Genomic DNA, 23,994 nt, shown 5'->3' with positions numbered 1-23,994 from the left:
TCATTCGTCGAGCAATTGACTCAAGCGGGCCTGCTCTTCGGCGGTCAGCTTGGAACCTGTCGGTCTGCCTGCCCTCTTCCGCGCGAAGACGATCAGCGAGATGCCGCCTGCGACAACAAGCAGGATCGGCGCGCCCCAAAGCAGGATCGTTTTCGTTTCAAAGCGCGGCTTCAACAGCACGAACTCGCCGTATCGCGAGACGATGTAGTTCACGACCTGCTCGTCGGTATCACCACCGGTCAGCCGCTCACGCACCAGCAGGCGCAAATCCTTGGCAAGCTCGGCATTGGAGTCGTCGATCGACTGGTTCTGGCAGACCATGCAGCGCAGTTCCGCCGAAATCGCGCGCGCCCGCGCCTCCAGCTTCGGATCGGCAAGAACCTCATCCGGATTGACGGCAAACGCAGGAACGGAGGAAAGAAGCACTGCCAGCACGAGGAGGATAGCCCGGATCATTCTGCCGGCTCCATCGCCGGACGCGCGGGCTTTGCTCTTCGGCTCGGCGCGCCGACGCGCAGTCGCCGATCGCTCAGCGAAACGAACCCGCCGGTCGCCATGATCACCGCGCCGCCCCAAATGCAGAGAATGAAAGGCTTCCACCAGATGCGCACCACGATGCCGCCATCGTTCGTCACATCGCCGAGGGACATGTAGAGTTGGCTGAGCCCAAAAGTTAGGATCCCGGCCTCGGTCGTCGGCATCTGGCGCGCCGTGTAGACGCGCTTCGACGACCAGACATCAGCAACCTCGACACCGCCGCGGCTGATGGTGAAGTGGCCCCGCTCTTCACTGTAGTTTGGTCCTGTGGCTGGCTTCATACCGTCGAAGCGCACGAAGTAACCACCCGCCTCGACGCCCTGGCCGGGCTTCATCTCGATGACATGTTCGGTTTCGAAGGTGGTGACCGCGACGATGCCGAGGACCGCAACGCCGAGCCCGGCATGAGCGAGCGCCGTCCCGAACGCCGAGCGCGGCAGGCCGGCCAGGCGTTTCCAGGCAACGGACGCAGCGACCTTGCCCACGCCAGCCCGATACCAAAGATCAGCAATCGCCCCGAAGACCAGGAATAACCCTGCGGCCAGCCCAACCACGGCAAGCACAGGGCCGCCGTGCTCGACATAGAAGAACGCGACTGCCGCAATGAAGGCCAGGATCGCGACCAGATAGAGCCGCTGCAGAACAGCGAGCAAATCACCGCGCTTCCATGCCATGAGCGGGCCGAAAGGAACGATGACCAGCAACGGTGCCATCAGCAAGCCGAAGGTCATATTGAAGAAAGGCGGTCCAACCGAGATCTTATCGCCGGTCAGCGTCTCCAGCAGCAGCGGATAGAGCGTGCCGGTCAGGACGGTGCCGCAAGCGACCGTCAGAATGAGATTGTTCAGGACAAGCGCCCCTTCGCGAGAGATCGGCGCAAACAGGCCGCCCGCCGAGAGCAGCGGCGCGCGGAACGCGAACAGTGACAACGCCCCGCCGATGAAGATCAACAGGATGCACAGGATGAAGACGCCACGCGAAGGATCGCTGGCAAAGGCGTGCACCGAGGTCAAAACGCCCGATCGCACAAGAAAGGTGCCCATCAGGGACAGCGAGAACGTCAGGATCGCGAGCAGGACCGTCCAGATCTTCAGGGCCTCGCGCTTTTCCATGACAAGCGCCGAATGCAACAGCGCCGTCCCGGCAAGCCAAGGCATGAACGATGCGTTCTCGACCGGATCCCAAAACCACCAGCCGCCCCAACCGAGTTCGTAGTAAGCCCAGTACGAACCCATGGCGATGCCTAGCGTCAGGAACGTCCACGCGGCCAGCGTCCAGGGTCGCACCCAACGCGCCCAGGCGGCATCGATGCGGCCTTCGAGGAGAGCTGCCACAGCAAAGGAGAAGCAAACCGAGAAGCCGACATAGCCGAGATAAAGCAGCGGCGGATGGATCGCGAGACCGACATCCTGCAGGACAGGGTTCAGATCCTTCCCCTCGGCCGGTGCAGGATCCAGACGCATGAACGGGTTGGAGGTTAGGAGGATGAAGAGAATGAAGGCCACCGAAATCCACGCCTGCACAGAAAGCACATTCGCCCGCAGCGTGTCGGGCAGGTTGCGCCCAAAGGCAGCCACCAAAGCGCTGAAGAGCACCAGGATCAGCAGCCAGAGCATCATCGAGCCTTCGTGATTGCCCCAAACCCCGGAAAACTTGAAAAGCAACGGCACCAGCGAGTGCGAATTTTCCCAGACGTTCGCCACCGAAAAGTCGGAGACGACGTGAGCGTAGGTCAACACGGCGAAGGAGAAGGCCACCAGCGCGAACATTGCCAGGGAGCCGACGGAGGCCACATCCATCATCGCGCGGTCAAGGCGCCTTGCACCGATAATCGGAACGACGGAAACGACAAGTGCTGTCGCAAGCGCCAGGATGAGCGCGTAGTGGCCGATCTCGATGATCATTGCACTGCTTCCCCTTCTTTCCAAAGGCCTTGCGCCTTCAGCTTGTCGGCGACTTCCTTCGGCATGTATTTCTCGTCATGCTTGGCGAGGACCGTATCGGCCGTGAATACGTCGCTGCCGGTTTCGAAGCGGCCCTCGGTTACCACTCCCTGCCCCTCGCGAAAAAGATCCGGGAGAATGCCGGTATATCGCACCCGGACGAGATCGCCGGTCGCGTCGGTCACGGCAAACTGCACCGTCGATCCGGCGCCGCGGATGATGCTGCCCTCACCGACTAGACCGCCGAGCCGAATCCGGGTTCCCGGCGGCACCGGGTTCTTGGCTATATCTGCCGGCATATAGAAATAGGCCACGGACTGGCTGAAGGCGAACATGACGAGCAGCACGGCGGCAATGATGAAACTCATGCCGCCAGCGATGATTGCCAAGCGCTTCTGCTTGCGCGTCATTCCGTCATTCCTTCTGTCGCGATGTCGAGCTCTCGCGCCACCGCCAGCAGCTTCTTGCCTTGCTCGCTGCTTGCGGGAAACGCTGCCAATCCGCGTTTCAGAGCTCCAACCGCACGATCCTTGTCCCTCAATACGGCATAAGAGCGAACGAGCCGCAACCAGCCCTCGAGATTGTTCGGGTCTTCGGTAAGCTTGGCATCAAGGCTTTCGACCATGCCCTTTATCATTTGTTGCTGATCGCCGGCGTTCATGCCCTCGGCAGCCGCAACGTCCGCCGCAGTTGGGTTGCCTAGTGCGTTCGGTGCCGCGCCGCCATTCTTGGCAACGTGCTCGGCGACCAGCGGCAGCCATGGTGCATCGGCCGGCGACTGCTTGGCGAGCGTCTCGAAGGCCGCCTTGGCATCAGCAGTCCGACCGGCCTGCTCCAAGCCGAGCGCCAGATAGAAGCTTGCCTTTGGATTGTCCGCCTGCAACTGAAGCGACTGCTCCAGCACTTTGCGCACATCCTCGGTGACGACACCGTTCGAGGTCGCCATCAGCGTCTCGGCGAGCCCATCGAGGCGTGCGGCGCTCGGGCCAAGCAGCCGGATCGCATTCCGATACGCGTTCTCTGCGTCGTCAACGCGCATGGTGTTGAAGTAGATCGGCGCCAGGACGTCCCAGCCCTTGCCGTCCTCAGGATTCTGCGCCAAGTGGCGCTCGGCCTTGGCGACGAGGATCGCCATATCGTTGCCGGGGTTCTCAAGTCGAGCTTGCAGCGGCTGTGACGGCAAATCCGGCCGCCCTACCAGAATGTAAAGACAGAGCCCCAAGATCGGCAGGAGCAGCAGCACGAAGGCTTCGGACAGACGGTGGTGCTTGGAAACCTTCCGATCGGCGACAGGCGCGGTGGAGACTGTAATCAGGCGCCGGCCGATTTCGGCCCGCGCATAATCCGCTTCGTCGGCGGAAATCAGCCCGCCGGCGAGGTCGCGATCGAGTTCTCGCAATTGATCGCGATAGACCGCGGACTCCCCGGCGCGCGTGTCATCAACCGCTCTTGCGCCACGCAAAAGCGGGTAAAGCAGAATGGCGGCAATTGCCGCCGTCAGAACGGCCACAAGAATCCAGAAAAGCATAGCCGCCAAATACTCGAAGCAAACGTCTATTCCAACAAGCAAAGCCGCAATGACGATTATTTGAGGCGTTTGGCCGCAACATTTCGCCGGCGGTCAATTCTACGCAGCTTAGCCGAGGGGCGACCAACTGCCATTGTCGTTTCGGCAGGCGGAACCGCGCGCCACCGTCTCCTTGCCGTCGATCGTGACGCTGTGGGTATACTGACGGCAATTCTGCGAGCCTACCTGGTAGGGCGCAGCCGCCACCACTCTGCCGCTGACGTTGCGTCCGCTCCAGACAACCGGCTGCCCCACAGCGGCACCTTCCAGAGCACGATATTCCGCCTCAAGTGCACGCTGACGGTCGCTACTGCTGAGTTCCACACCGCTGCGACCGATGATACCGCCCTGCAAAGCAGCAATGTATGTAGCCGAAGCTGGCGGCTTCCTCGAGAAAAGACCGCCCGAGCTGCTTTTCGTCGATTGGCACCCGGAAAGCGTCATGGCGACGAGAAGCGAGGAAACGATCATGCCTTGCGAACGTAGCATCATTCAGCCGAACCAGAATCAGGTGTCAATCAACGCAGCCACACACGCACCACGCCGTGTCGGCAACAAGGCAAAGCATGCTATGCAAACGCCTGGGTCTATGTGACATCAAGCAGTTGCTCACGCAACATCCTTTGTGATGCCTGGCAAAATAAGGCGGGCCTTCAGTCCCTGCCATTCGCCGCGGGACAATTCGAGCCGCCCTTGGTATTCATTGGAAATCTCCGTCACGATCGAGAGTCCGAGCCCCGTGCCGGGCTTGCTTTCATCCAGCCGCTTGCCGCGCTTCAGCGCCTCGCGAATCTGATCGGGCTCCAGCCCCGGTCCGTCGTCCTCGACGACGAGCTCGACCCAATGGCGACGCCCGCTGCCTTCCGCGCCCTTCACCTCATCGGGCGCCTCTGAAACGGAGAGGCGAACCTTGGTGGCAGCAAAACGAGCGGCGTTCTCAAGCAGGTTGCCGACGACCTCTTCAAGGTCCTGCTGTTCCATCGCGACCGCGAGGTGCGGCGGTGTCACGGTCAGTTCGAATTCCTTGTCGACGTTCAAACGCCGCATAACGCGCACGAGCCGTTCGAGAGCGGGCTCGGCATCGGTGCGGGCGAGCACGGATTCGCGCTGCGCGGCAATGCGGGCGCGGTTCAAATATGATTGCACCTGCCCCTGCATCGCCTCAGCCTGGTTGCGCACGAGATCGCCGTGCGAACGTTCCAGCACGCGTGCCTCGTTGAGCAGCACCGCGATCGGTGTCTTCAGAGAATGCGCGAGATTGCCGACCTGCATGCGCGCCCGCTCGACGATACGGCGGTTGCTGTCGATCAGAGCATTGACTTCGTTGGCGAGCGGCAGGATTTCGCGCGGAAAATCGCCTTTCAAAGCCTCGCTCTCACCGGCGCGAATGCGCTCAAGCGCCGCGCGCGCCTTGTCGAGCGGCTTCAAGCCATAGAGAATGGCCAAGGCGTTGACGATCAGACTGCCGACGCCGAAGCCAGCCAACGCCAGATAGAGACTGTGGGAGAAATTGCGGACGTCATCCTCGACCACGTCGACGTTGCCGCTGACGCGGAAGCGCGCGGCACGACCGTCGGTATCCAGCACAACCTCGGTTTCAGCAACCTGGATCCGGTTCCCCGAGGCATCAGTCACCTGATAGTAGCGCTCATAGTTCTTGTCGAAGGGCGCTTCGAGAACGGACGGAACAGGGATCGAAGCCGAACCAAGCGAGGGTGAGACCAGCGGTTGCGCGGTATAAGTGCCGAGCGGCTCTACGAGCCAATACCAGCCGGTCTTTGGCTGCGCGAAGCGCAGGTCGCCGAGCTGCGGACTGCCGTTCAACGCCCCTTGGTCGCCGATCGTCACCGAATTGACAACATTATAGAGCTGGGCGCGCAGCAGGTCTTGAAAGCCGCGCTCAGCGCTTTTCCGGTAAAGCGTCGAGATCAACAACCCGATGACGACAAGCGCGACGGTCGACCAGATCGTGGTCAGCAGTAGAACGCGTGCAGTAAGCGACTTAATTCGCATTTTTCGGCGCTTGGATGCGGTAGCCAAGCCCGCGCACCGTTTCGATCAAATCAACGCCCATCTTCTTTCGAAGGCGCCCGACGAAAACCTCGATCGTATTGGAATCGCGATCGAAATCCTGGTCGTACATGTGCTCGACCAGCTCGGTGCGCGAAACCACTTCGCCCATATGGTGCATGAGATAGGAAAGCAGCCGGTATTCGTGCGAGGTGAGTTTCAACGCGACGCCATTGACTGTCGCCTTCGAGCTCTTGATGTCGAGGCGCACCGGGCCACAAATGATCTCGGAGGACGAATGCCCCGCCGCACGGCGGATCAAGGCACGGATGCGCGCCAGCACTTCCTCGACGTGGAAAGGTTTGGTGACGTAATCGTCGGCACCGGCGTCGATGCCCGCGACCTTGTCGCTCCAGCGGTCGCGCGCGGTGAGAATCAATACCGGCATGCCGCGCCCTGCGCCGCGCCACTTCTCGAGCACCGTCACGCCGTCCAGTTCCGGCAGGCCGATATCGAGAATGATCGCGTCATAAGGCTCGGTATCGCCAAGGAAGTGGCCCTCCTCGCCATCAAAGGCCTGATCGACGACGTAACCGGCTTCCTTCAACGTGTCGCTGAGCTGCCGGTTCAGGTTGACATCGTCTTCGACTACCAGAATGCGCATCGGTCCGCTTTGCTCCGCTTGATTTCTTCGGCGTCTAGATAGGGCGATTCTGCCTACATCGGAACCTTGACGGTTACTTTGCGCGGGCGCTGTCCGTTACCTTGGACGAGGACGGTGATAATGCAGCTATCGCCCAGAGGCTGGACGGAAAGGAGCTGCCCTCCCGTTTTTTCCACAACCTCGCGTGCGGCCTCGCTGCAATCGCCTGCAACGCGCACCGTCAGGGTACGCGGATTATCCGGTGAGGGCGACGTTACCGCCAGCCCTGCGGCTAGCGCTGCGACGCTCAAGGGAGAGGCCATGTGCAATGCTTTCAATGGATACCAACTTGGCCCAGACTATGTACTCAAGCCACCTGAATGGCAAATGAATGCCTTGTAATCCCTGATGTTTAGAACAGTTTTGAATTCGCGCCACGCGTGTTCAAAACTGTGGGTCGGCGAACGATGTCTTCCGCTCGCCGCGCCGGCTTTAAGGGGCGGATTTGATCGCCGCCTTGGCAGTGACACGCCCGTAAATGGCAAGTAGGCCACCCAGCGCGCCGGCTATGTTGACGACCGAGTCGACCAACTGGCTCTTGTCTGCCGCAGCAAGGTCGATACCGGCAAAATGCAACACGGATGCGACGATCGAGATCAGCGCGCCCCAAATGGTCTTCGAACTGTACCAATCCTTCAGATCTATCATCTTCTCTCCTTCACGATGAAATTTAGAAAGCACATGTCACGCGTGCAGGAATGCCGAGCGGCACGCGTTCGCCCAGTTGCCGAATACGCAGGCTGAGACTGTTTTGCGGTTGTCCGAAATCGGCAAGTTCGTCGGCGGACGGATAGATCCACTGCGCTCTGTCGGATTCGTTCGCTCTCAGAACGACGTCGCCATCCAGAATTTCGACACGATACCGCTCGAACGGCTCGTCGAGGGGAATATCGGCTGCGAGCCAACTGTCGGCGCTGTCGCGCCCGCGCCTGATCCAGGTGATCTTCACGCCGTTGTCGCCGCGTGCGCATCGGATGTGGACGGGGGCAAGCGGCGTCTGCGCCCGCAACCCGCCCTCGAAGGCGAAGGGACCTGTCTTCCCCGTCGATGAGGCCGTTTCGGCAATCCAATTCAATCGCAGGCCCATTTCGTCGCTGCCGAGGCCAAGCGGTTTCACCGCCTCGTCGAGCAGCACAACGGCCGATCCGACTGCTGCCCCCGAAAACATCGCATCCTCCGTGCCGGCAAGCCCCCGCAGCAAGCCGCGCAGCGCCCAACGCCCGCGCGATATCTCCTCGGCCTCTCGGAACGCCAGGACTTCCCAGACATTGCGGACCGACAAGACCGCCAGAAGGTTGGCGCCGTTCAGGACTGAAGTCGCAGGTGCCGAGGCGAGGCCGCCATAGGACAGATCGAGTTCAAGCGGTCGCGACCAGTCGAAGCGGCCGATAACCCCTGCCGCAAGCGCACTTGTCAACGTGCCGATCCGCGCCGGCCGATCGAGCAGCACCCTACCCTTGTAACCTTCGCTCGTGGGAGACGACGACAGCCCGACCGTCGTCCACGGTTTTGCAAAGACTGCGCCCCGGGCATAGCTCGACGGATCGTTGCCATCGAACCGCGGCAGGTCAATCAAGTGGACGATCGGGGAAAACAGGTTCGAGCCGCCCTCGCCGCTCGGCTTTCCGGCGGCAATCGTCCCCGCCGTACTGCCGACAGACGAGGCGAATTCGCGCGCCTCCACCCGGCGTGCCTCACCATCCTCGACGCGGCTGATCAGGAACCGGCCCGGTGGTCCGGGCAGCGCAATTACGTCGCCAGTCTGGATACGCACCTCATTCGGCGGAAGCGAGAACCGGATGGACCGCCGGGCAACGCGATTGTCGCGCAGCAATGCCTCGGCGGCGGCAAGCGCCGTCTCCTCGGGCATGACGGCATTGAGGTCCTGCTCAATGATCCGATTTGTCGATTGCGACACGCGATGGGAGCGAGCGCTTGCCTGCTCGTAATCGAGGTCGGGATTGTAGAAGCTCAGCAGGGCTTCAGCCGCAAAATCACTGTCATGACCACGCGTTTCCTGCCATAGCGGCTCGTCTTCGCGGTCCACAAGAATGTCGACCGGCAGCGCCGGCAGGCTCGCCCACATGCGCGACCGGAAGCGCAGACGCCCCGCATCCTCGATCGCATCGATCTGAAACGCTTCCAGGAGCGGCTCGATCAGCCTGCGCGCGGATGCGATATCCCCCTGCACATATCCCAACAGATCGCCGCTCACCTCAGACACGTCGAAATTGTCAAAGCCGTGATCTCGCAGCAGAGCAGCCACCACCTCAGCCAGCGTGCCGCTGCCGAGCCTGCCGTTCAGCCAATGTCCGATACGCCAGTTGGCACCGTCGTTCCATGTCGAGGTATTCTGCGGAAAGGCAGGAAAGGGCCGCGCGTCCCACGACCAGACGAAAAGGTGCGCCGGATCGACCATTCCGGCCAGAGGACCGCCACCGCCCCACCACGTGTGATGGGCCTCCAGAAAACGCCGCTGCATGGTGTCGGCGCGCGTACGGTTGGAAAAGTAGGGAACAGCACTTTCCGCGGACTTGGGATCGGCAAAGATGTTCGGTTGGTTTGCGCCCTTGTCGATGGCACCGCAGCCTAGTTCGGTGAACCAGACAGGCTTGCTGCGCGGAAGCCACGATGTCGGCGTCGGGATTTCCACGCCGCCGATCCGCTCATGATGCTGATCGGACCACCAACCCGCGATATCCTTGTAGCGGAAAACCCAAGGCTTTCCGACAAGCTCGTCCGAAATCGGACTACGCTGCCTCGCCCGGCGAGCCGCATCGCTCGCGTAATACCAATCGAAACCCTCGCCTGCAGTGATCGCGGTGGTCAACGCCCGGAAGTCATCGCCGGTCCGGAAACCATCAGGATTGGCGTTCGCGAGATCGTCGTCCCGCCAGTCCGCCAGTGGCATGTAGTTGTCGATGCCGATGGCATCGATCGCCGGCGACGACCAGAGCGGATCGAGGTTGAAATAGACGTCGCCGCTTCCATCCTGCGGATGGTAGCCGAAGTATTCGCTCCAATCGGCACCGTAAGTCAGTTTCGTCGCCGGCAGGAGCGACTTCACATCGGCTGCGAGAGCCGTCAGCGCCGCGACGAATGGAAAGCTGTTGGCTCCATCGCGCACCTGCGTCAGCCCGCGCAATTCCGATCCGACAATGAACCCGTCGACACCACCCGCCGCCTTTGCCAGTTGCGCGTAGTGCAGGATGAAGCGGCGGCAACTGGCCTCGCCGCCGACATAGGTCACACGCTGCCCGTCAACGAAAAAATCGGTTGCCTGCGCCGCCCCGGTGAAGGCGGACAGTTGGCCTGCAGCCTCTGCGGTCCGGTCCACGGTTTCCACCTGGCCAATCGCCGGATAGCAGGTGATCCGCCCTCGCCAGGGATAGGAAGGCTGAGCCGAAGCCCCATAGGGATCCGGGAGGCTGTTGCCGGCTGGAATATCCATCATCACGAAGGGATAGAGGTAGACCGCCAACCCACGCGCCTTGAGATCGGCAATTGCCGAGACAACACTCGCGTCGTCGGGCGTGCCGCCATAGGCGGGACCGCCGCCGCTCCTGCTGACAAGGTGAGCGGTTCCGCGCAAGTAGCCGGAGACCGACCATGGGCTGCTTTCGTTGCGCGCCGACACTTCCACGCCCGGCAGGATCTGACATTCGCCCGCGCGCAGGTCGGTCCCGAACCATGAGACGACAAGCGCAACACGCTCGAGATTTGGGCAGAGCGCCGTCAGCTCGTCGATCGAGACCTCCCAGTCGGTCAGCCCCTGCAGGCTGTTGCGGTTCAGGACTCGCGCGCTGCCTGCCCCGGTGCTTTCGGAGACGGCGACCGTGCGATAACCATGCTCGGTCGCGCCGGGAATGATGCAGACAGCCTTGATCTGGTTTTCCAGCGTGCCGATCGGGCGGATCACCTCGAACTGCAGCAAAGGAATGCGGTTACCATAGGAATCCAACGGCAACCGCTCGAAGACGACATAGGCAAGCCCGCGATAGGCGGGCGCCATGCCCGCTCCCTGCTTCGCCTCGATCAAGGGATCCGGCTGCTGATCACGATCCCCGGGATAGAACCGCATCTCGATCTGCGTCAGGTCGAGCTCCTTGCCATCAGCCCAGACCCGGCGAACACAGGCGACAGGTCCCTCGCTAAGCCCGATCGCCAGATTGGCAAAGTAGCGGAATGTCTCGACCCGCGCGCCACTCGACGACTTTCCGCCCCTGCGCTCGCTCGTCACCTGCTCCTCGAAGCGTGTCGCCCAGATCAGCGTTCCGCCCACGCGTGCCGTTCCGTAAACCCTGTTGATCGCCGTCCCTTCGTCTGCGCCGGGGATGCGCGCCGTCGAAAGGTGCGCCCCGCGAACCGTCGAGCTGCGGGAAAGCAAGGCGTGATCGACGACGCTTCCGGCGAGCGCGCCGGCTGCGCGGCCGATGACAGCGCCAACCGGGCCGAAGACACTGCCGAGAGCAGCGCCGGCCGCTTGAAAGAGAAGTGTTGCCATGAACCACCGGAAAATGAAGAGGAATTGCCGGCTTCAGCCGGAAACGGAGCAACGTTCGGGAAAGCGAAACACAGCCACAATCCGCCTGCGCCAACTCGGCACCAGCGGCGAACAGACGACCGAAGCCTGCTCATAGGCATGGATGAATTGCCGTTCGCCGGCGAGAATGCCGGCATGCTTCGCCGCCATATCCGGCCGCCAGCGGAACAGCAGCACATCGCCCGGCTGCGCTTGCGTCAGCGGCAGCGGCGTTCCGAAGTGTTTCAGCGCCGCAGCCATCAGGCGGTCCGTGCCGCTGCGCTCGGCCCAGTCAGGCGCATAGGGCGGCGGGAGTTCCGGTTCGTCGCCATAGACGTCCCGCCACACGCCACGGATCAAGCCGAGACAATCGCACCCGACGCTTTTGGTCGACGCCTGGTGGCGATAGGGCGTTCCGATCCAGCTCTCGGCAGCGTTCAGCACCTTCTCTGCAAAGGGTCTCATTTGAACAGCGCGCTCCCGTCGTGAACGGTCTCGTCATCGGCGTAGGTGTACGCGAAGTCTGCACCTGGTATGTGCGGAAACCCTTGAAAATTCAGTTGGTTGGAAAACTTTGTTCGGCAGGTGGCAAAAGCCTTGTCGCATCCGGCCGTCAACCGGACCCGGTCGCCGATCTCAGGCAGGACGGTCAGCGGCAGCCACAATGTCACCTCGCCTTCCGTCTCAGAATACGACTCGGCGATCCCGCCTTGCCCCTCGGCTACGCCATCAAGAAAAGCCAGTTCCCCGAAACGGAAGAAGCCGTCGCCCAAGCTGCCGATACCGGAAACCTGGATATGGCTTTCATCACGCACCAGCACCACGATGCCTTCAGCGCGAAACTGCGGCTGGGCCAGATCGACACCGCACCTGCCGTCCCCAAGCGCCGCATCACAACGCCTGCCGTAGACGCGCCCCTGCGGCTGGTTCAGGCGATGGGCAAAGCTTCGAAGCTCGGCACGAAACTGACCGGCATCGCGAACGACCTCGCCGATTTCCTGCACCTTGATCAGCAAGTGCTGCGCGGGCACCGACCAGTTGACGAGGAAAACCTCCACGCGGGCGCCGTCATAGGCGCCGCGTTGAAGGTCGTCCTCGGTGATCGCATCGCTGGAGAAGCCGCCCGCAACGTCGCTGGTCGCCTCCGGGAGACCGGCCTCCTCCTCGGTCGCACTTGCAGAGAAGCCACTGGCAGCGGTGAAGCTGGTATCGGCGAAGGCGAGGTCGTGGTCATGCTCGGTAAAACCGAGGACGACGCCATCTCGCCTCATCACTCGCCAGGCATGGCAAAGTGTCGTCGCGTCGCAATCGAGATGCATCGCCAGAGATGGGTCGATGGTTCTCACGGTACAATCTCCGTCAGCGGAATTGTCGGGATCCGTCCGGTGTTGAAGGCCGACAGATTGACGTCGATCCGACCCGTCGCGAAGCGAACCGGCACATCGAATTCGAAGCCTGCGGTAATGGCAGCACCCGCAGCAGGAATATGACCGGCAGCAAAGCTGACGAGGCCAGTCGCGGCATCGCAGGCAAAGGCGGAAGGGCCTTGCTCGACGCCATCCACGGCAACGATCACCGAGTCTGCCGCCGGCTTGCGGATGGTTCGAACGGTGCTCGCGGCCGCGTCTCCGTAGGTCTTGGCAAGCTGAAAGCTCGCCGTCGTGCCGTCTCCGGTGCCGATAAGCTGATCGAATGCCGTCACCGGCACATCCGGTCGCCCAGTCGTCCAATCGACCGGATCGCGAAAGCGAAACCCATAGAGTTCACCGCTGCGCGCCTCGAAAAACTCCAGGACCTCATAGAGATCGGTGAAAGAGCGCAGCCCAGAGCCCGCATCGTAGCTGCGCCGCGCATCGCGCCAGCGGCTGTTGCGGCTTTCGCGGCCGTTGGAAAGGTTGACGATGTCGGTGCGCCTGACAGGGCCGCCGCTCGTCGAGAGCGACAGGCGCAGCGGAAAGCGCACCTCGTGGAAGCCGTTTGCCATGATTGCCTCAAAGGTTGCGCTGGCCGCGCATCGCCGTGCGCGCCAGCATCGCAGAGATCTGCGCTTCGCTCTTCTGAAAGCTCTGCGCATCCGAAGTCGTGACGTTGAAGACGATCTGCGGGCCGGCCGATCCGCCTGACGCAGCAACGCCGAGCGCACCATCGGCGCCCCGTTTCAGCGGCAGGATCGCCTCGCTGCCAGCCTCGCCCATCAGGCCCATGTTGCCGCCCATCGGGAAGTAGGTCGGCTGCGAAACCACGCCGCCATCGGCGAAAGGCAGGAGCTTGCCGAAACCGCCGAGAAGGTTCGACGCAGCGCCCGAGATCATCGTCTCCAGCGGCTTCAATCCGGCCGACAGCGCGATATCGGCGAGCCGATTGCCGAGGCTGCGCAGCACATCATCGAGGCCCTTGCCGCCATCGGCAGCACTGCGCAGCGCGCTCGACAGCGCCGAGCCGAACGAGCGCGAGCGGGTCTCTAGGCCATCGAGCGTACGTTGCAGGGTTTCGGCCTGCACGGCCATGGCGGAGAGGTCGGCGTCGTCAGTCTCCATGATCGTTCCTTCGTTTCGAGGGTGTCAGGCCGTCCGGAAATTGCGCCATCAGCGCGCCGAGATCGGCCCGGGCGACGGCGCTGCGCGGCGCCAATCCACCGGCAACGGCGTGAAATTCGACGGGTGTCATTGTCCAGAAGATTGCGGGAGGCAGCCGCAGCAGACAGAGGCCGACGTGGAGGACGCGCGCCCAGGGGAAAGGCGTCGCGCGATCGGCCTCGATATCTGCTGCGGCTAAAGGGGGCGCGCGGCAATCTCCGCGCTCTCCCCGATGAATGTCGCGGCAAGCAGGTTGCCGACGACAACAGCGCAACCGGCAATGCCGCCATCGATGCTGGCCTCCGCCACTTCCTGATCGGAATAGAGATTGCCGCCGCCGCGAAGGCCGGCGCCGATGATGCGGATCATGTCGGCTGCCTTCAGCTGTCCGCGCGAGAAGCGCTCGGCCAGACCCACGAGATTGTCCGCGGAAAACGCTGTCTCCAGTTCCGCCAACGCGCCGAGCGTCAGGCAAAGGATCCGCTGTTCACCATCGATGACAGCCTCGATCTCGCCGCGGCGCCGGTTCGCCCTTGCACCCGCCGCCCGCGTCAGAGCGCCTCGAAGCTGATGGCGCCGGCCGACTCCAGCGCCAGCTCGAACATCACCTCGCCGTTATACTGGCCGGAATATTCGAGCGCGCTCGCCTGGAACGGTCCCGTCACCATGCCGAAACCGGGGACGATGATCTGCCAGCTCAGGATCGACGCGTTGAAGAAGGCATTCCGCACCAGGCCATCGGAGGCTGCATCCTTGAAGATGCCGGCGCCCGAGACCGACGCGCGCTGCACGCCGGCGCCACCCAGCAGCTCACGCCAGCGCCCGGCGCTCTCGGCGTCGGTGACGTCGACGGTTTCAGCGTTGAATGCCAGCCGTTTCGACCGCAGCCCTGCTACCGTTTCGTAAGCCGTGCCGTTGAATATCTTCAGGAGCAGGTCCTTGCCCTTCTGCGCCACCATCGTCCGATCCTTTCGACATGGCGCCCGAAGGCGCCGTCGTGCAGTTCCAAATGGGAGCCTCGCTCCGGTGTGTTGTCCCTTACAGCCACCATTCGCGCAGGCGCGGATGGCGCCGGATGTCCTGCTCACTGCAGTAGGCCGTGCCGTCCCATCCCGCCTGCGCCGCCAGCGCTACAATCTCGGGCTGATCGTCGAAAAACAGCGGGCGCTCATCGCCGGAAATCCCCAATGCGGCGTTGATAGCCTCGAAGAAACGGATATCCTTTTTGGGATGACCGATCTCGGCGCTGTAGAAAATGCCGTCGAAGAGCCTGGAAAGGCCAAGGTCGTTCCACAAATATCGTGCGCGGAAATGTTCCTGGCCGGTTGCCAGATACAGCTTCATATCGGCTGCCCGGCGCAGCTCGGACACCAGCTCAATAACCGATGCATTGAGATTTGAATCTTTTTCAAACCAATACGGCATGAAAGAGCTCACGCTGCCGGCATAGCCAACCTGCGGAAGCACTTCGGCAAGCGCTGTCTTCAAATCGCTTTGCCCAGTCACGCATGCAAACATCCGGCTTTGGGAGCGATCGCCAGGCGTTCCGAAAAAGAGCTGTTGGAACGCATCGCGATCCACACCCAGATCGTCTTCGATTGTCATATCCCAAGGCTTGCGCAGTTCCGGATTGGCGTGCCATCCATCGATCAGCACACCGTCGACATCGAAGAAGATTTTCACCGCCCACTCGCTTTGTTGAATCGCAATCCAACACAACTTACGCCAATAGTACCGCCACGCAACCACAATGGTCGATTGTGCTCGACGCTGCGATCGGTTCCCTCCTGAGCGGCAGCTCCGACAGAGAAAACAGGCGCAGCCGGCGCCCGTAGGTGTCATCCACTTGTCACTTTCAACCAGTCGGCGAAGCTGCTACGACCTTGCCCGCCCCTACCCCATTCGCGTCAAAGCCCGCCTCATGTCTCGATCCATCCCCCTGCGCTCGGTGCAGACGATTGCCGTGCTTGCCGTCACGCAGCTGATTGGCTGGGGCACCACCTTCGACATGCTCGGTGTCATGGGGCGCGTCATCGCGCCGGATCTCGGCTTGCCGAACGAGGTGGTCTTCGGTGGGCTCAGCATCATGATGGTTGTCAGTGCCCTCGCCGGCCCGACGACCGGCCGCCTGCTCGTCCGACATGGAGCCGCGCGCGTGCTCGCCGCCGCCTCGATTACCTTCACGATCGGCCTGTTGCTGTTGTCAGCCGCGCACGGCATCGTCCTCTATGGGCTTGCCTGGATCGCCATCGGCGCCGGTGGCGCCTTCGGCCTTTCCGCTCCGGCCTATACCGCCGTCGTCGAGCGCGCCGGCCCCGACAGCAAACGGGTGATTGCCATCCTGATGCTGTTCACCGGCCTTTCGAGCGCGATCTTCTGGCCGATCCTCAGCCAGCTCAACGCGACCGCCGGTTGGCGCATGACGTTTCTCATCTGCGCGGCTCTGCAGCTCTTTGTCTGCCTGCCGCTGCATGTTTTCGCCCTGCCGAAGCCGATCGCCTTCACCGCCGACGGCGCCGCCGCACAGGAAACGCCGGTGCCGCTTTCGCCAGCGGGACAACGCAAGGCCTTCCTGCTGATTGCCGCCGCAACGACGATATCGACTTTCGTGACTTTCGGCGTATCGCCATCGCTGCTTGAAATACTGCGCCAGTCCGGCGCCTCACCGGCGCTGGCGCTGCAGCTCGGTTCGGCGCGCGGCGTGATCGGCGTCTCGGCCCGCTTTCTGGACATGCTCCTCGGGCGTCGCGGCAATCCGATCCTCAGCGCCGCGATGGGCGTGAGCCTGATGGTATCGAGCTTCCTGATGATGCTGGTGATACCGCCCTCGACGCCGCTTCTGATCAGCTTCATCCTGCTCTACGGCTTCGGCTCCGGTGTCATGACCGTCGCCCGCGCGCTGCTGCCGCTCGCGCTGTTCTCGCCGCGCGAATTCGGGCTGCAATCGGCCCGCCTGTCGCTGCCGCAGAACCTCGCCAACGCCATCGCGCCCGTCGTTTTCACGGCGATCCTCGATCGCGCCGGTGCCGGAACCGCAATCGCCACCTGCGCCGCGCTCGCCGTCATCTCGCTGGGCTTCGTGCTGATGCTGGCTGCACAGGTCAAAGCGGCGACCAGGGTGTACCAACCGGCCTGAGTGATGAAGGCAGCTGCCGCAATGGACGGGACATTTGCAGCCGCCACTCCATCTTCATTGCAAGGCGGTCCACCGCCTGATCGTGGAGGAGAAGCAACATGGACCGTTTCACCGGCGGCTGCCGCTGCGGCAATGTCCGCCTTGTCGCAACCGGACGCCCCTATCGGGTCGGCATTTGCCATTGTCTCGACTGCCGCAAGCATCACGGCGCGCTTTTCCATGCATCGGCGATCTTTCCCCAAGATGCGGTGACGATCGAAGGCGAAACAGGTGCGTACGACGGGCGGTTCTTCTGCCCCCACTGCGGCTCCCCGGTTTTCGGGCGCTCCGGAGATGAAGTCGAGGTGAACCTCGGATCGCTCGATGCTCCCGACCAGTTGCAGCCAACTTACGAACTCTGGACCATCCGCCGCGAGTCGTGGCTGCCACCTTTTCCGTTGTCGAGACATTACGAACGCGATCGCGACGCCACGAGCCGTTTCGAGGAGTAGCCCGCTACGCCGTAACGGCGGCAATCGGCTCCGTGACAGCCCGAAAGCGCAGTTCGGCAACATACAGCTTCGTCTTCGGTTCCCGCCGGCTCTGTGTCCTGACATGCAACAGGCTGACGAGGTGGTGCTCGCCAGGATCGAGCGCCGCATCCTGCAGCAGGGCGTGGAGACGCGAGGCCACCAGCTGCGCCTGCCTTCGCCCACCCACGTCGACCCAGATTTCGAGCGACAACAGATGCTCCTCGCCTCTCTCGGTCGAGGTCGAATAGTCGTTGCTGACGAGTTCTCCAATCAGCACGCAAGGAAGCTTTCGTCCGGTCACCAGCCGATCGCGGATACCGTCCTCACCGATCATGCCGAGAAGCTCGGCATCGCCGGTCAGGCGTGCATGGATCGCCGTCAGCAGTTCATTGGCTGCGCTCATCGCTCCCACCTCTCTTTGCCCGCGGCCTTGCGGCACCCCCCTCGCGACAGCCGCGCCAGGATCTCCGCCAAATCGCGGAGTGTGATCGCCATGGCGGTGTTCATCGTCCTTCCTCCTCGCAGAGGCAGCAGAGATAGCGGCCGGTTTCATCAGGGTCGCGCCAGGTGCCTATGGCGAACAGCCGGTCGCCCTTGCGCAGTCGCATCCCGGCCCTTATGTCGGTGCGGAACCGTAGCCAGATGCGATGTGTCAGCGTGAAGACATCTGAACCGGCCCGCTCTTCCCGTACTTCGGCCAGCGGCTCGATCCGCGCCCACACCGAGGCAACAGCGGTAAAGGCAACGTTGGCACCGCCCTGTCCGTCCGGCGCTTCTTCCGGTGCCTCCAGTTCAAGCCGAGCCGTCATCTGCCCCGGATCGAAGAAGACGGATCGCATCAGAGCCTCCGGATCAAGAACGGTGCGACCAGCCGGTCATAACCGACAGGAATGTCCGCCGGCTGATCCTCGACTGCCACGGCACCCCTGAAGGCGAACATCTGGGCGACATGCATCAGCATCGCCCGCTTCAGCGTATCAGGCACCTCGGCACCGCTCTCGCCGAAGCCGGCGGAAAAATCGATCTCGATGCCGTTCGCGGCGATGGCAGAATCCACATTCCGATCAAGCACCAGACGCGCCGGCCGGGCATTGCCGTCGAGCACATGGCCGGTCGCGGGCAAGACCACTTCCTCGCCCGCTTCATCGTAAACATTCAGGCTTTCAATGGCTTGCACAGGCCCCTTGGCAATCTGAATCACACGATCTTCATGTATCGATTCAAGATGGAGCCGCCAGACCTGCGTGATCAGGCAGAGGCCCGTCGTGCGCTCCAGATGCTCGCGGGCGACGCGGATCAGCGAGGCCAGCAGCGCGTCTTCGCTGCCGTCGTCGAGCCGCAGATGGGCCTTCACTTCGGCAAGCGTCAGCGCTTCCGCGTCAGGCGGGGTAATCAGTGCATAGGTCATTGACGATCCTGGATTGGTGTGGCGCAGGCATTTTCGGCAGGCGGATGCGGGCAGCCGCACCCGCCTTGCCTAGGATCAGCTCACGGCGAACTTGATGAGCTTGATCGCCTCGAAGTTCTGCACCCCACCACCGACACGCTTGGTCGTGTAGAAGAGCACATAGGGCTTGGCGGAATAGGGATCGCGCAGCACGCGAACGCCGGTGCGGTCGACGACGAGATAGCCGGCGCGGAAGTCGCCGAAGGCGATCGACAGCGCATTGGCTGCGATATCGGGCATGTCCTCGGCCTCGACAACAGGGAAGCCAACGAGCGAAGCCGCCTCGCCCGCCGTTGCCGGCGGCTGCCAGAGATAGCGGCCGTCGCCATCCTTCAGCTTGCGGACTTCGGCCTGCGTCTTGCGGTTCATGACGAAGTTGGCGTTCTGGCGATGTCCGGCCTTCAGCGAGTAGATCGTATCGATCAGGGTGTCGGAGGCACCCGTCGTCTTGAAGGCGCCCGCGGCACCCGTCGCGATATAGCCGAGATTGCCCCAGCTCCAGGCGCTGTCGGCGACCGCGGTATAGGCGAGGAAGCCCTTCGGCTTGTTGGTGCCGTCGCCATTGACGAAGGCCGTGCCCTCCTGCTCGGCAAAGACGGTATCGACCTCGCTCGAGATCCAGGCCTCGATATCGACGGCGACATCGTCGAGCAGCGCCTGCGTTGCCGCCGGCATGGCGTACAGTTCCATGGTCGGGAAGGAGAGTTCGGCAAGCTGCGCGCTTGATGTCTGCGGGCGGGCCGCCGCTTCGGCCACCCAGCCGGCCGCCATGCCCGAGGTCGCGAACGGCTTCTTCAGAACCGAGCAGGAGACCTGGCGGACGGTCGCAAGCGAGCGGATCGGCGAGACGACGGAGAGGCGACGGCCGATCTCGGTGTCCGTCTCGGGCGGCACGAAATAGCCGCCGTCGCTCCCTGATCCCGCCGACATCGCCTTGGCCTCGAGCTCGCGCAAGCCGGCCTCGTCGCCGCGGCGGATATACTGCTCGAACGCCGCCTTGTGCTCGTTGGCCTCGACGCCGTTTGCGCTGCCACGCCCGAGCGGCGGCCGCGCCTTCTTCAGCGCCAGCTGGTCGAGCACCTTCTTCTGCTCGTCCATCGCCCTCGTGATGCGGTCCATCTTGTCGCGGGTGACGACATCGGCCGTCAGCTTTTCCTCGATCTCACCGAGGCGGCGGTCATTGGTATCCTTGAAGGCTTCGAACGCCTCCATGAACTCGTCGAAGGCAGCCGTCATCTCAGGCGCCGCCTTGATCTCCGGCGCGATCCGCGAACCTGTCTCATGCATGTCGGTCATGTCCCGTTTTCCTATCTGAAGGTTTCTGTCAGCATCATCCGGGCGGCCCGGCGCATGGCGCGGACAAGCTCGGTCTCCTTGTCGCGGAACCACCGCGCATTCTTGATGTTCTGGACGCGCGCCGAAGGCAGCATCGGGAAAGTCACAACAGAGATCTCCCAGAGGTCGGCTTCGAGGATGCGGCGCACGCCCGACTTCGCATCGGTCTTGGCGCGCACGGTGCGGAAACCGATCGAAAGCCCGTCGAGCGCGCCGTTCTTCAGGAGCTGATGCACCTCGCGTGCCCGGGAGACACCCTCGGCGAGCATGCCCTCGACATAGAGGCCGCGGCTGTCCTCGCGGATCGTCTTCCACGCGCCGATCGGTTCGGCCGGGTCATGCTGGAAGAGCATACGCACCCCGCCCGCACCGCGCTCGGCCAAGGACTTGCGAAAGGCGCCGCGCTCGATCGCATCCTTGCCGAGATCGACTTCGCCGAAGACGCTGGCATAGCCGGAAAAGCTGCCGTCGCGCTTCAGCCCCCTGAGCTCCAGATTGGCGAACTTGCGCGTATCCGCGCCCATGGGTGATCGCGCCAGCGCGCGGCTTGCGGTCATGATGCTCTCCTCGTTTGTTGGAATGGGCTTGCGGGCTAGCGCCCGCGGGCACCGTATCGCCCGGCGATGCGCGACAGGATGCCGAGACCCCACCAGGCGCAGAGGCTTGCCGCCGCTGATCCAGACAGCACGATCTCGGAGGCCGAGAGGCGATCCGCCAGCGCCAGCCTTTCGGCAATCCAGATACCGGTCGGCCCGCCGAAGATCGTGCCGCAGGCAAGGCCGGTGAAGAAGCGGCTGGCGGCCTCCCGCCGGCTTTTCGGCAGGAGGTAGACGAGCGACACCGCCGCCCCCGCCGACGCACCGAGCGCCCTGGTCGCCCAGAGCCCGGCATCGTTGGAAAGGTCTGTCATCGCAGGGATCCTTGGTTGAAGGCAGGAAAAATCAGCCGCAGTCGCGACTTGGCGCCGCCGATTTCAGCGTGTCGTCCCCGCATTTCAGCGAATCTTTTGAACCGCTTGGGTGGGTTTGTTTGAATATTGAGTCCAGGCGCTCAGAGTTTGATTCATGCGCCGGCGCAGGCGTTCAGTACCCCACTGCCTGCCGCTTCTCCTCGTCGGTCAGGAAGGCTGCGCTTCCCACCCGCGTCCACAGCTGATCGCGCTCGGCCGCCAGCCCGGCGACCTTGTCGAGATCGGGCTCCAGCCGCAGACGATCCTCGTAGTGGCCGGAGAGCCAGGCCGAGAGCGAGGCGGCGGTGCGCGTCAGCATCGGCAGCACTGTCAGCCGGTAGAAGGCGCGGTTCGCTTCCTGATAATTGGCGTAGGTGTTGTCGCCGGGAATGCCGAGCAGCATTGGCGGCACGCCGAAGGCGAGTGCGATGTCGCGGGCGGCGCCATTGCGCGCCTCGACGAAATCCATGTCCTTCGGTGACAACCCCATCGACTTCCAGTCGAGCCCGCCTTCCAAAAGCAGCGGACGTCCGGCGCGCATCGGGCCGGAATAGCCCTCGTCGAGTTCCTGTTTCAGCCGCTCGTACTGGTCGGGCGAGAGATTGCCGCCCTCCTTCGGCTGGTAGACCAGCGCGCCTGACGGGCGGGCCGAATTATCGAGCAGCGCCTTGTTCCATGTCGCGGCTGCATTGGAGAGATCGAGCGCCACCTGAGCCGCTGCCAGCGGCGGGAAACCGAGATGATCGTCGAGCGGATGGAAGAGCTTCAGGTGCAGCAGACCCAGCCCTTCCGTCTCGGCCGGAAATCGGCGCACGGAACCGCCGGCACGATAATCATAGGCCTCGGGCCACCCGTCCCTGCCTTCGACGATGCCGATGCGATCAGGCCGCAGCAGATGCAGTTCGCGCAGGCTGCCGCCGACCAGCAGCGGCTCGACATAGGCGTTGCCTGACAGAAGCAGATGTCCGTAGAGCGCCTCGAAGAAATCAGGCCCACTCATGCGCCCGTTCGGCTGCCCAAGCAGCGACTGCACCGCATGATCCGGTCGCTCGCGATCGCCCTCGTAGAGCAGCCACGGCACCGAGGCGGCGGCTTCAGCAATCAGCCGGACGCTGCGATGCGCGACCGGGTTCTTCATGAAGCCCTCGCGCGACAGGGCGGCGTATGAGCGGCCAGTCCAGCTCGCCCGCCCTTCCGCGGTCAACGACATGAAGCCGCCCGCGGTCTTCGTCTCAGGCACGGCTTTGCGACCCGCCGCGGAGCCCCACGGCAGCAATGATCTCAATCTCATGGTTGGTATCCTGGAGTTAGGCGGACTCTCGAGCCTGTGGCGTGATGACAGCCAATCGCAGGTGAAGCCCGATCAGGCCTTGAAGGCGACTTCTATGGTTTGCCGGTCCTGCGCCACGATCCGGCATTTGGTCTCGAAACCCTCGCCCTTGATCATCAGGACGAATTCCGGAGGTATGCCAGCGGAACTGGAGACGGAGAGCCCCGCGCTGTCGGTGCCGAGCGACCTTATGGTGCAATCGATCGTCGAGCGGCGGTCATTGAACATGATGGACCCTGCTTTCAGAACGCGACGGCGAGAGCCGGTCGGACCATCAGCACCGATGGAGTTCCACGACACGCATCGGTTTCGACCGTTGTGCTTGGCGTGGTACATCGCGGCATCGGCCTGAGCCAACAGCGTCTCGATATCCCTGGTGATGATCGAAAGCGCCGAAACGCCGAAACTTGCCGTCACGTTCAATTCGCCGAAAGCTCCTCGGATCGGCAGGCACGCGATCGCCATCCTTACCTTTTCGGCGACGGCGACTGCCCCTTCGCGATTGATATGCGGAAGGAGAATGGCAAACTCCTCGCCCCCGAGCCGGCCGAACAGATCTCCCACCCGCAGGTTCGCCTTGCACGTTTCAGTGACCGCATGAAGCACCTGATCCCCCACGGCGTGGCCATGGGTGTCGTTGACGCTCTTGAAGCGGTCGATGTCCAGAACAATGCAGGACAGGTCATGCTGATGTCTCAAGGCAAGCGACAGAAGTTGATCGGCCTCCTGCCGGAAGGCGCGGCGGGTAAGCGTGCCCGTGAGGCTGTCGGTTGCTGCCGACTGCAGCAGCTCGATCCGGTCCATCGCGACGCCCGCCAGTTCGTGGAGAACAAAAAGGTCCCTGGAACTGAATGATCTGGGGCGGCGATCGATCGCACATACCGTTCCGATAACGTGGCCACCCTTGGTTTTCAAAGGCACGCCAGCGTAAAACCGAACGTGGCTTTCTCCCGTTACGGCCGGATTGTGCGCGAACCGCGGATCGCGCGTAGCGTCCTGCACGACAATCGGCTCCTCGCGGTCGACCACGTAGCGGCAGAAGGTATCTTCAAGCGGAACCTCGTCCGCCGCCAGACCGGAACACGCCTTGTACCATTGCCGATGCGCGTCGATGAGAGACACCAGGCCGATGTCGACCGCGAAGATCTCCTTTATCAGGCGCACGATGCGCTCGAAGCCTTCGTCCTTCGGGGTATCGAGGAGGTCAAGCTGCTCCAGCGCCGCGAGACGCTCGATTTCCCGCTTTTTCGCGTCCAAGGACGATGTCCCGAAAGCCCTCACAACCACCATGCAGCATCGCTCCTAGCCCAGCTGAGATAGCATGCGTCTCATACATTCGTGAAGAAATTCAATACCGCTTTCCCCATCACAATATCGATGGCTTGTCAGAGTGGGACGGGAGAGGCAGGCCTGCCTGCTTGCCGTCC

The 23,994-nt window shown here is 62.9% G+C and carries 28 protein-coding genes; 2 read left to right on the top strand and 26 right to left on the bottom strand.

The annotated features are described in order from the left end of the window. From FHX16_RS05995 to FHX16_RS05910, 18 genes are all read right to left on the bottom strand, one after another. On the bottom strand, positions 1 to 456 hold the full coding sequence (locus tag FHX16_RS05995; protein WP_183859562.1) for a cytochrome c-type biogenesis protein: 456 nt from the start codon (positions 454 to 456) through the stop codon (positions 1 to 3). Continuing rightward, complete coding sequence (locus tag FHX16_RS05990) at positions 453 to 2,441, bottom strand: heme lyase CcmF/NrfE family subunit (protein ID WP_183859564.1); 1,989 nt, start codon at positions 2,439 to 2,441, stop codon at positions 453 to 455. The genes FHX16_RS05995 and FHX16_RS05990 overlap by 4 nt, the downstream gene beginning before the upstream one ends. After that, positions 2,438 to 2,890 (bottom strand): cytochrome c maturation protein CcmE, encoded by a 453-nt coding sequence (gene ccmE, locus FHX16_RS05985; protein WP_183751788.1) that lies wholly within the window; start codon positions 2,888 to 2,890, stop codon positions 2,438 to 2,440. The genes FHX16_RS05990 and ccmE overlap by 4 nt, the downstream gene beginning before the upstream one ends. After that, positions 2,887 to 4,008 carry a c-type cytochrome biogenesis protein CcmI gene (gene ccmI / locus FHX16_RS05980; RefSeq protein WP_183751790.1) on the bottom strand — a complete coding sequence of 374 codons (1,122 nt, stop codon included), beginning with the start codon at positions 4,006 to 4,008 and terminating at the stop codon, positions 2,887 to 2,889. Before ccmI ends, ccmE begins: the two co-directional genes overlap by 4 nt. 108 nt (positions 4,009 to 4,116) lie before the next feature. Then, entirely contained in the window at positions 4,117 to 4,539 is a 423-nt protein-coding gene (locus FHX16_RS05975; RefSeq protein ID WP_183751792.1) for a hypothetical protein, read from the bottom strand. A 117-nt stretch (positions 4,540 to 4,656) separates the two neighbouring features. Further along, positions 4,657 to 6,060 carry a HAMP domain-containing sensor histidine kinase gene (locus FHX16_RS05970; protein WP_183859565.1) on the bottom strand — a complete coding sequence of 468 codons (1,404 nt, stop codon included), beginning with the start codon at positions 6,058 to 6,060 and terminating at the stop codon, positions 4,657 to 4,659. Continuing rightward, the gene (locus FHX16_RS05965; protein WP_183859567.1) at positions 6,050 to 6,721 is read right to left on the bottom strand and encodes a response regulator transcription factor; all 672 of its coding nucleotides are present in this window, start codon (positions 6,719 to 6,721) and stop codon (positions 6,050 to 6,052) included. The genes FHX16_RS05970 and FHX16_RS05965 overlap by 11 nt, the downstream gene beginning before the upstream one ends. Before the next feature lie 53 nt (positions 6,722 to 6,774). Further along, the gene (locus FHX16_RS05960; RefSeq protein WP_016553306.1) at positions 6,775 to 7,023 is read right to left on the bottom strand and encodes a hypothetical protein; all 249 of its coding nucleotides are present in this window, start codon (positions 7,021 to 7,023) and stop codon (positions 6,775 to 6,777) included. A 169-nt stretch (positions 7,024 to 7,192) separates the two neighbouring features. Continuing rightward, complete coding sequence (locus tag FHX16_RS05955) at positions 7,193 to 7,408, bottom strand: hypothetical protein (RefSeq protein ID WP_114712099.1); 216 nt, start codon at positions 7,406 to 7,408, stop codon at positions 7,193 to 7,195. A 22-nt stretch (positions 7,409 to 7,430) separates the two neighbouring features. After that, the gene (locus FHX16_RS05950) at positions 7,431 to 11,264 is read right to left on the bottom strand and encodes a glycoside hydrolase/phage tail family protein (RefSeq protein ID WP_259126788.1); all 3,834 of its coding nucleotides are present in this window, start codon (positions 11,262 to 11,264) and stop codon (positions 7,431 to 7,433) included. A 33-nt stretch (positions 11,265 to 11,297) separates the two neighbouring features. Next, positions 11,298 to 11,747 (bottom strand): NlpC/P60 family protein, encoded by a 450-nt coding sequence (locus FHX16_RS05945; protein ID WP_183751800.1) that lies wholly within the window; start codon positions 11,745 to 11,747, stop codon positions 11,298 to 11,300. Continuing rightward, positions 11,744 to 12,628 carry a DUF2163 domain-containing protein gene (locus tag FHX16_RS05940; RefSeq protein WP_183859571.1) on the bottom strand — a complete coding sequence of 295 codons (885 nt, stop codon included), beginning with the start codon at positions 12,626 to 12,628 and terminating at the stop codon, positions 11,744 to 11,746. The genes FHX16_RS05945 and FHX16_RS05940 overlap by 4 nt, the downstream gene beginning before the upstream one ends. Next, positions 12,625 to 13,266 (bottom strand): TIGR02217 family protein, encoded by a 642-nt coding sequence (locus FHX16_RS05935; protein ID WP_183859573.1) that lies wholly within the window; start codon positions 13,264 to 13,266, stop codon positions 12,625 to 12,627. The genes FHX16_RS05940 and FHX16_RS05935 overlap by 4 nt, the downstream gene beginning before the upstream one ends. A 7-nt stretch (positions 13,267 to 13,273) precedes the next feature. Then, on the bottom strand, positions 13,274 to 13,819 hold the full coding sequence (locus FHX16_RS05930) for a phage tail tape measure protein (protein WP_183859575.1): 546 nt from the start codon (positions 13,817 to 13,819) through the stop codon (positions 13,274 to 13,276). Continuing rightward, the gene (locus FHX16_RS05925; protein ID WP_210296583.1) at positions 13,809 to 14,132 is read right to left on the bottom strand and encodes a rcc01693 family protein; all 324 of its coding nucleotides are present in this window, start codon (positions 14,130 to 14,132) and stop codon (positions 13,809 to 13,811) included. Before FHX16_RS05925 ends, FHX16_RS05930 begins: the two co-directional genes overlap by 11 nt. Next, positions 14,054 to 14,413: a gene transfer agent family protein gene (locus FHX16_RS05920; RefSeq protein WP_259126826.1), complete on the bottom strand. Its 360-nt coding sequence runs from the start codon at positions 14,411 to 14,413 to the stop codon at positions 14,054 to 14,056. Before FHX16_RS05920 ends, FHX16_RS05925 begins: the two co-directional genes overlap by 79 nt. After that, positions 14,410 to 14,817: a phage major tail protein, TP901-1 family gene (locus FHX16_RS05915; RefSeq protein ID WP_259126786.1), complete on the bottom strand. Its 408-nt coding sequence runs from the start codon at positions 14,815 to 14,817 to the stop codon at positions 14,410 to 14,412. The genes FHX16_RS05920 and FHX16_RS05915 overlap by 4 nt, the downstream gene beginning before the upstream one ends. Positions 14,818 to 14,896: 79 nt before the next feature. After that, entirely contained in the window at positions 14,897 to 15,541 is a 645-nt protein-coding gene (locus tag FHX16_RS05910) for an HAD family hydrolase (protein ID WP_259126785.1), read from the bottom strand. Between the two features lie 238 nt (positions 15,542 to 15,779). Between FHX16_RS05910 and FHX16_RS05905 the strand changes: the two genes are divergently transcribed. Together FHX16_RS05905 and FHX16_RS05900 are read left to right on the top strand one after the other, a co-directional pair. Further along, on the top strand, positions 15,780 to 16,994 hold the full coding sequence (locus FHX16_RS05905; RefSeq protein ID WP_259126824.1) for an MFS transporter: 1,215 nt from the start codon (positions 15,780 to 15,782) through the stop codon (positions 16,992 to 16,994). Positions 16,995 to 17,092: 98 nt separating this feature from the next. Next, entirely contained in the window at positions 17,093 to 17,485 is a 393-nt protein-coding gene (locus tag FHX16_RS05900; protein ID WP_259126783.1) for a GFA family protein, read from the top strand. 4 nt (positions 17,486 to 17,489) lie between these two features. Here the strand turns inward: FHX16_RS05900 and FHX16_RS05895 are convergent, their stop codons facing one another. The 8 genes from FHX16_RS05895 to FHX16_RS05860 form a co-directional block, all read right to left on the bottom strand. Further along, positions 17,490 to 17,909 carry a DUF3168 domain-containing protein gene (locus FHX16_RS05895; protein WP_259126782.1) on the bottom strand — a complete coding sequence of 140 codons (420 nt, stop codon included), beginning with the start codon at positions 17,907 to 17,909 and terminating at the stop codon, positions 17,490 to 17,492. Positions 17,910 to 18,009: 100 nt separating this feature from the next. Further along, positions 18,010 to 18,345, bottom strand: a complete 336-nt coding sequence (locus tag FHX16_RS05890) for a phage head closure protein (protein WP_259126780.1) — start codon at positions 18,343 to 18,345, stop codon at positions 18,010 to 18,012. Then, on the bottom strand, positions 18,345 to 18,914 hold the full coding sequence (locus tag FHX16_RS05885) for a head-tail connector protein (protein WP_259126778.1): 570 nt from the start codon (positions 18,912 to 18,914) through the stop codon (positions 18,345 to 18,347). The genes FHX16_RS05890 and FHX16_RS05885 overlap by 1 nt, the downstream gene beginning before the upstream one ends. Before the next feature lie 75 nt (positions 18,915 to 18,989). Further along, positions 18,990 to 20,249, bottom strand: a complete 1,260-nt coding sequence (locus FHX16_RS05880) for a phage major capsid protein (RefSeq protein ID WP_259126777.1) — start codon at positions 20,247 to 20,249, stop codon at positions 18,990 to 18,992. A gap of 11 nt (positions 20,250 to 20,260) precedes the next feature. Then, positions 20,261 to 20,845 carry an HK97 family phage prohead protease gene (locus FHX16_RS05875; RefSeq protein ID WP_183859592.1) on the bottom strand — a complete coding sequence of 195 codons (585 nt, stop codon included), beginning with the start codon at positions 20,843 to 20,845 and terminating at the stop codon, positions 20,261 to 20,263. A gap of 35 nt (positions 20,846 to 20,880) precedes the next feature. Continuing rightward, a complete protein-coding gene (locus tag FHX16_RS05870; RefSeq protein WP_259126776.1) occupies positions 20,881 to 21,198 on the bottom strand; it encodes a DUF6107 family protein in 318 nt (105 codons plus the stop codon). Positions 21,199 to 21,370: 172 nt separating this feature from the next. Beyond that, entirely contained in the window at positions 21,371 to 22,528 is a 1,158-nt protein-coding gene (locus FHX16_RS05865; RefSeq protein WP_183859596.1) for a phage portal protein, read from the bottom strand. A 72-nt stretch (positions 22,529 to 22,600) separates the two neighbouring features. Next, a complete protein-coding gene (locus FHX16_RS05860; RefSeq protein ID WP_183859598.1) occupies positions 22,601 to 23,857 on the bottom strand; it encodes a sensor domain-containing diguanylate cyclase in 1,257 nt (418 codons plus the stop codon). Positions 23,858 to 23,994 lie beyond the last annotated feature (137 nt).

The organism is Rhizobium sp. BK661 (genome assembly GCF_024808825.1).
Classification (GTDB): domain Bacteria; phylum Pseudomonadota; class Alphaproteobacteria; order Rhizobiales; family Rhizobiaceae; genus Rhizobium.
Note: the sequence above shows the minus strand (reverse complement) of the source record. Positions and strands in the feature narration are given on the sequence as shown.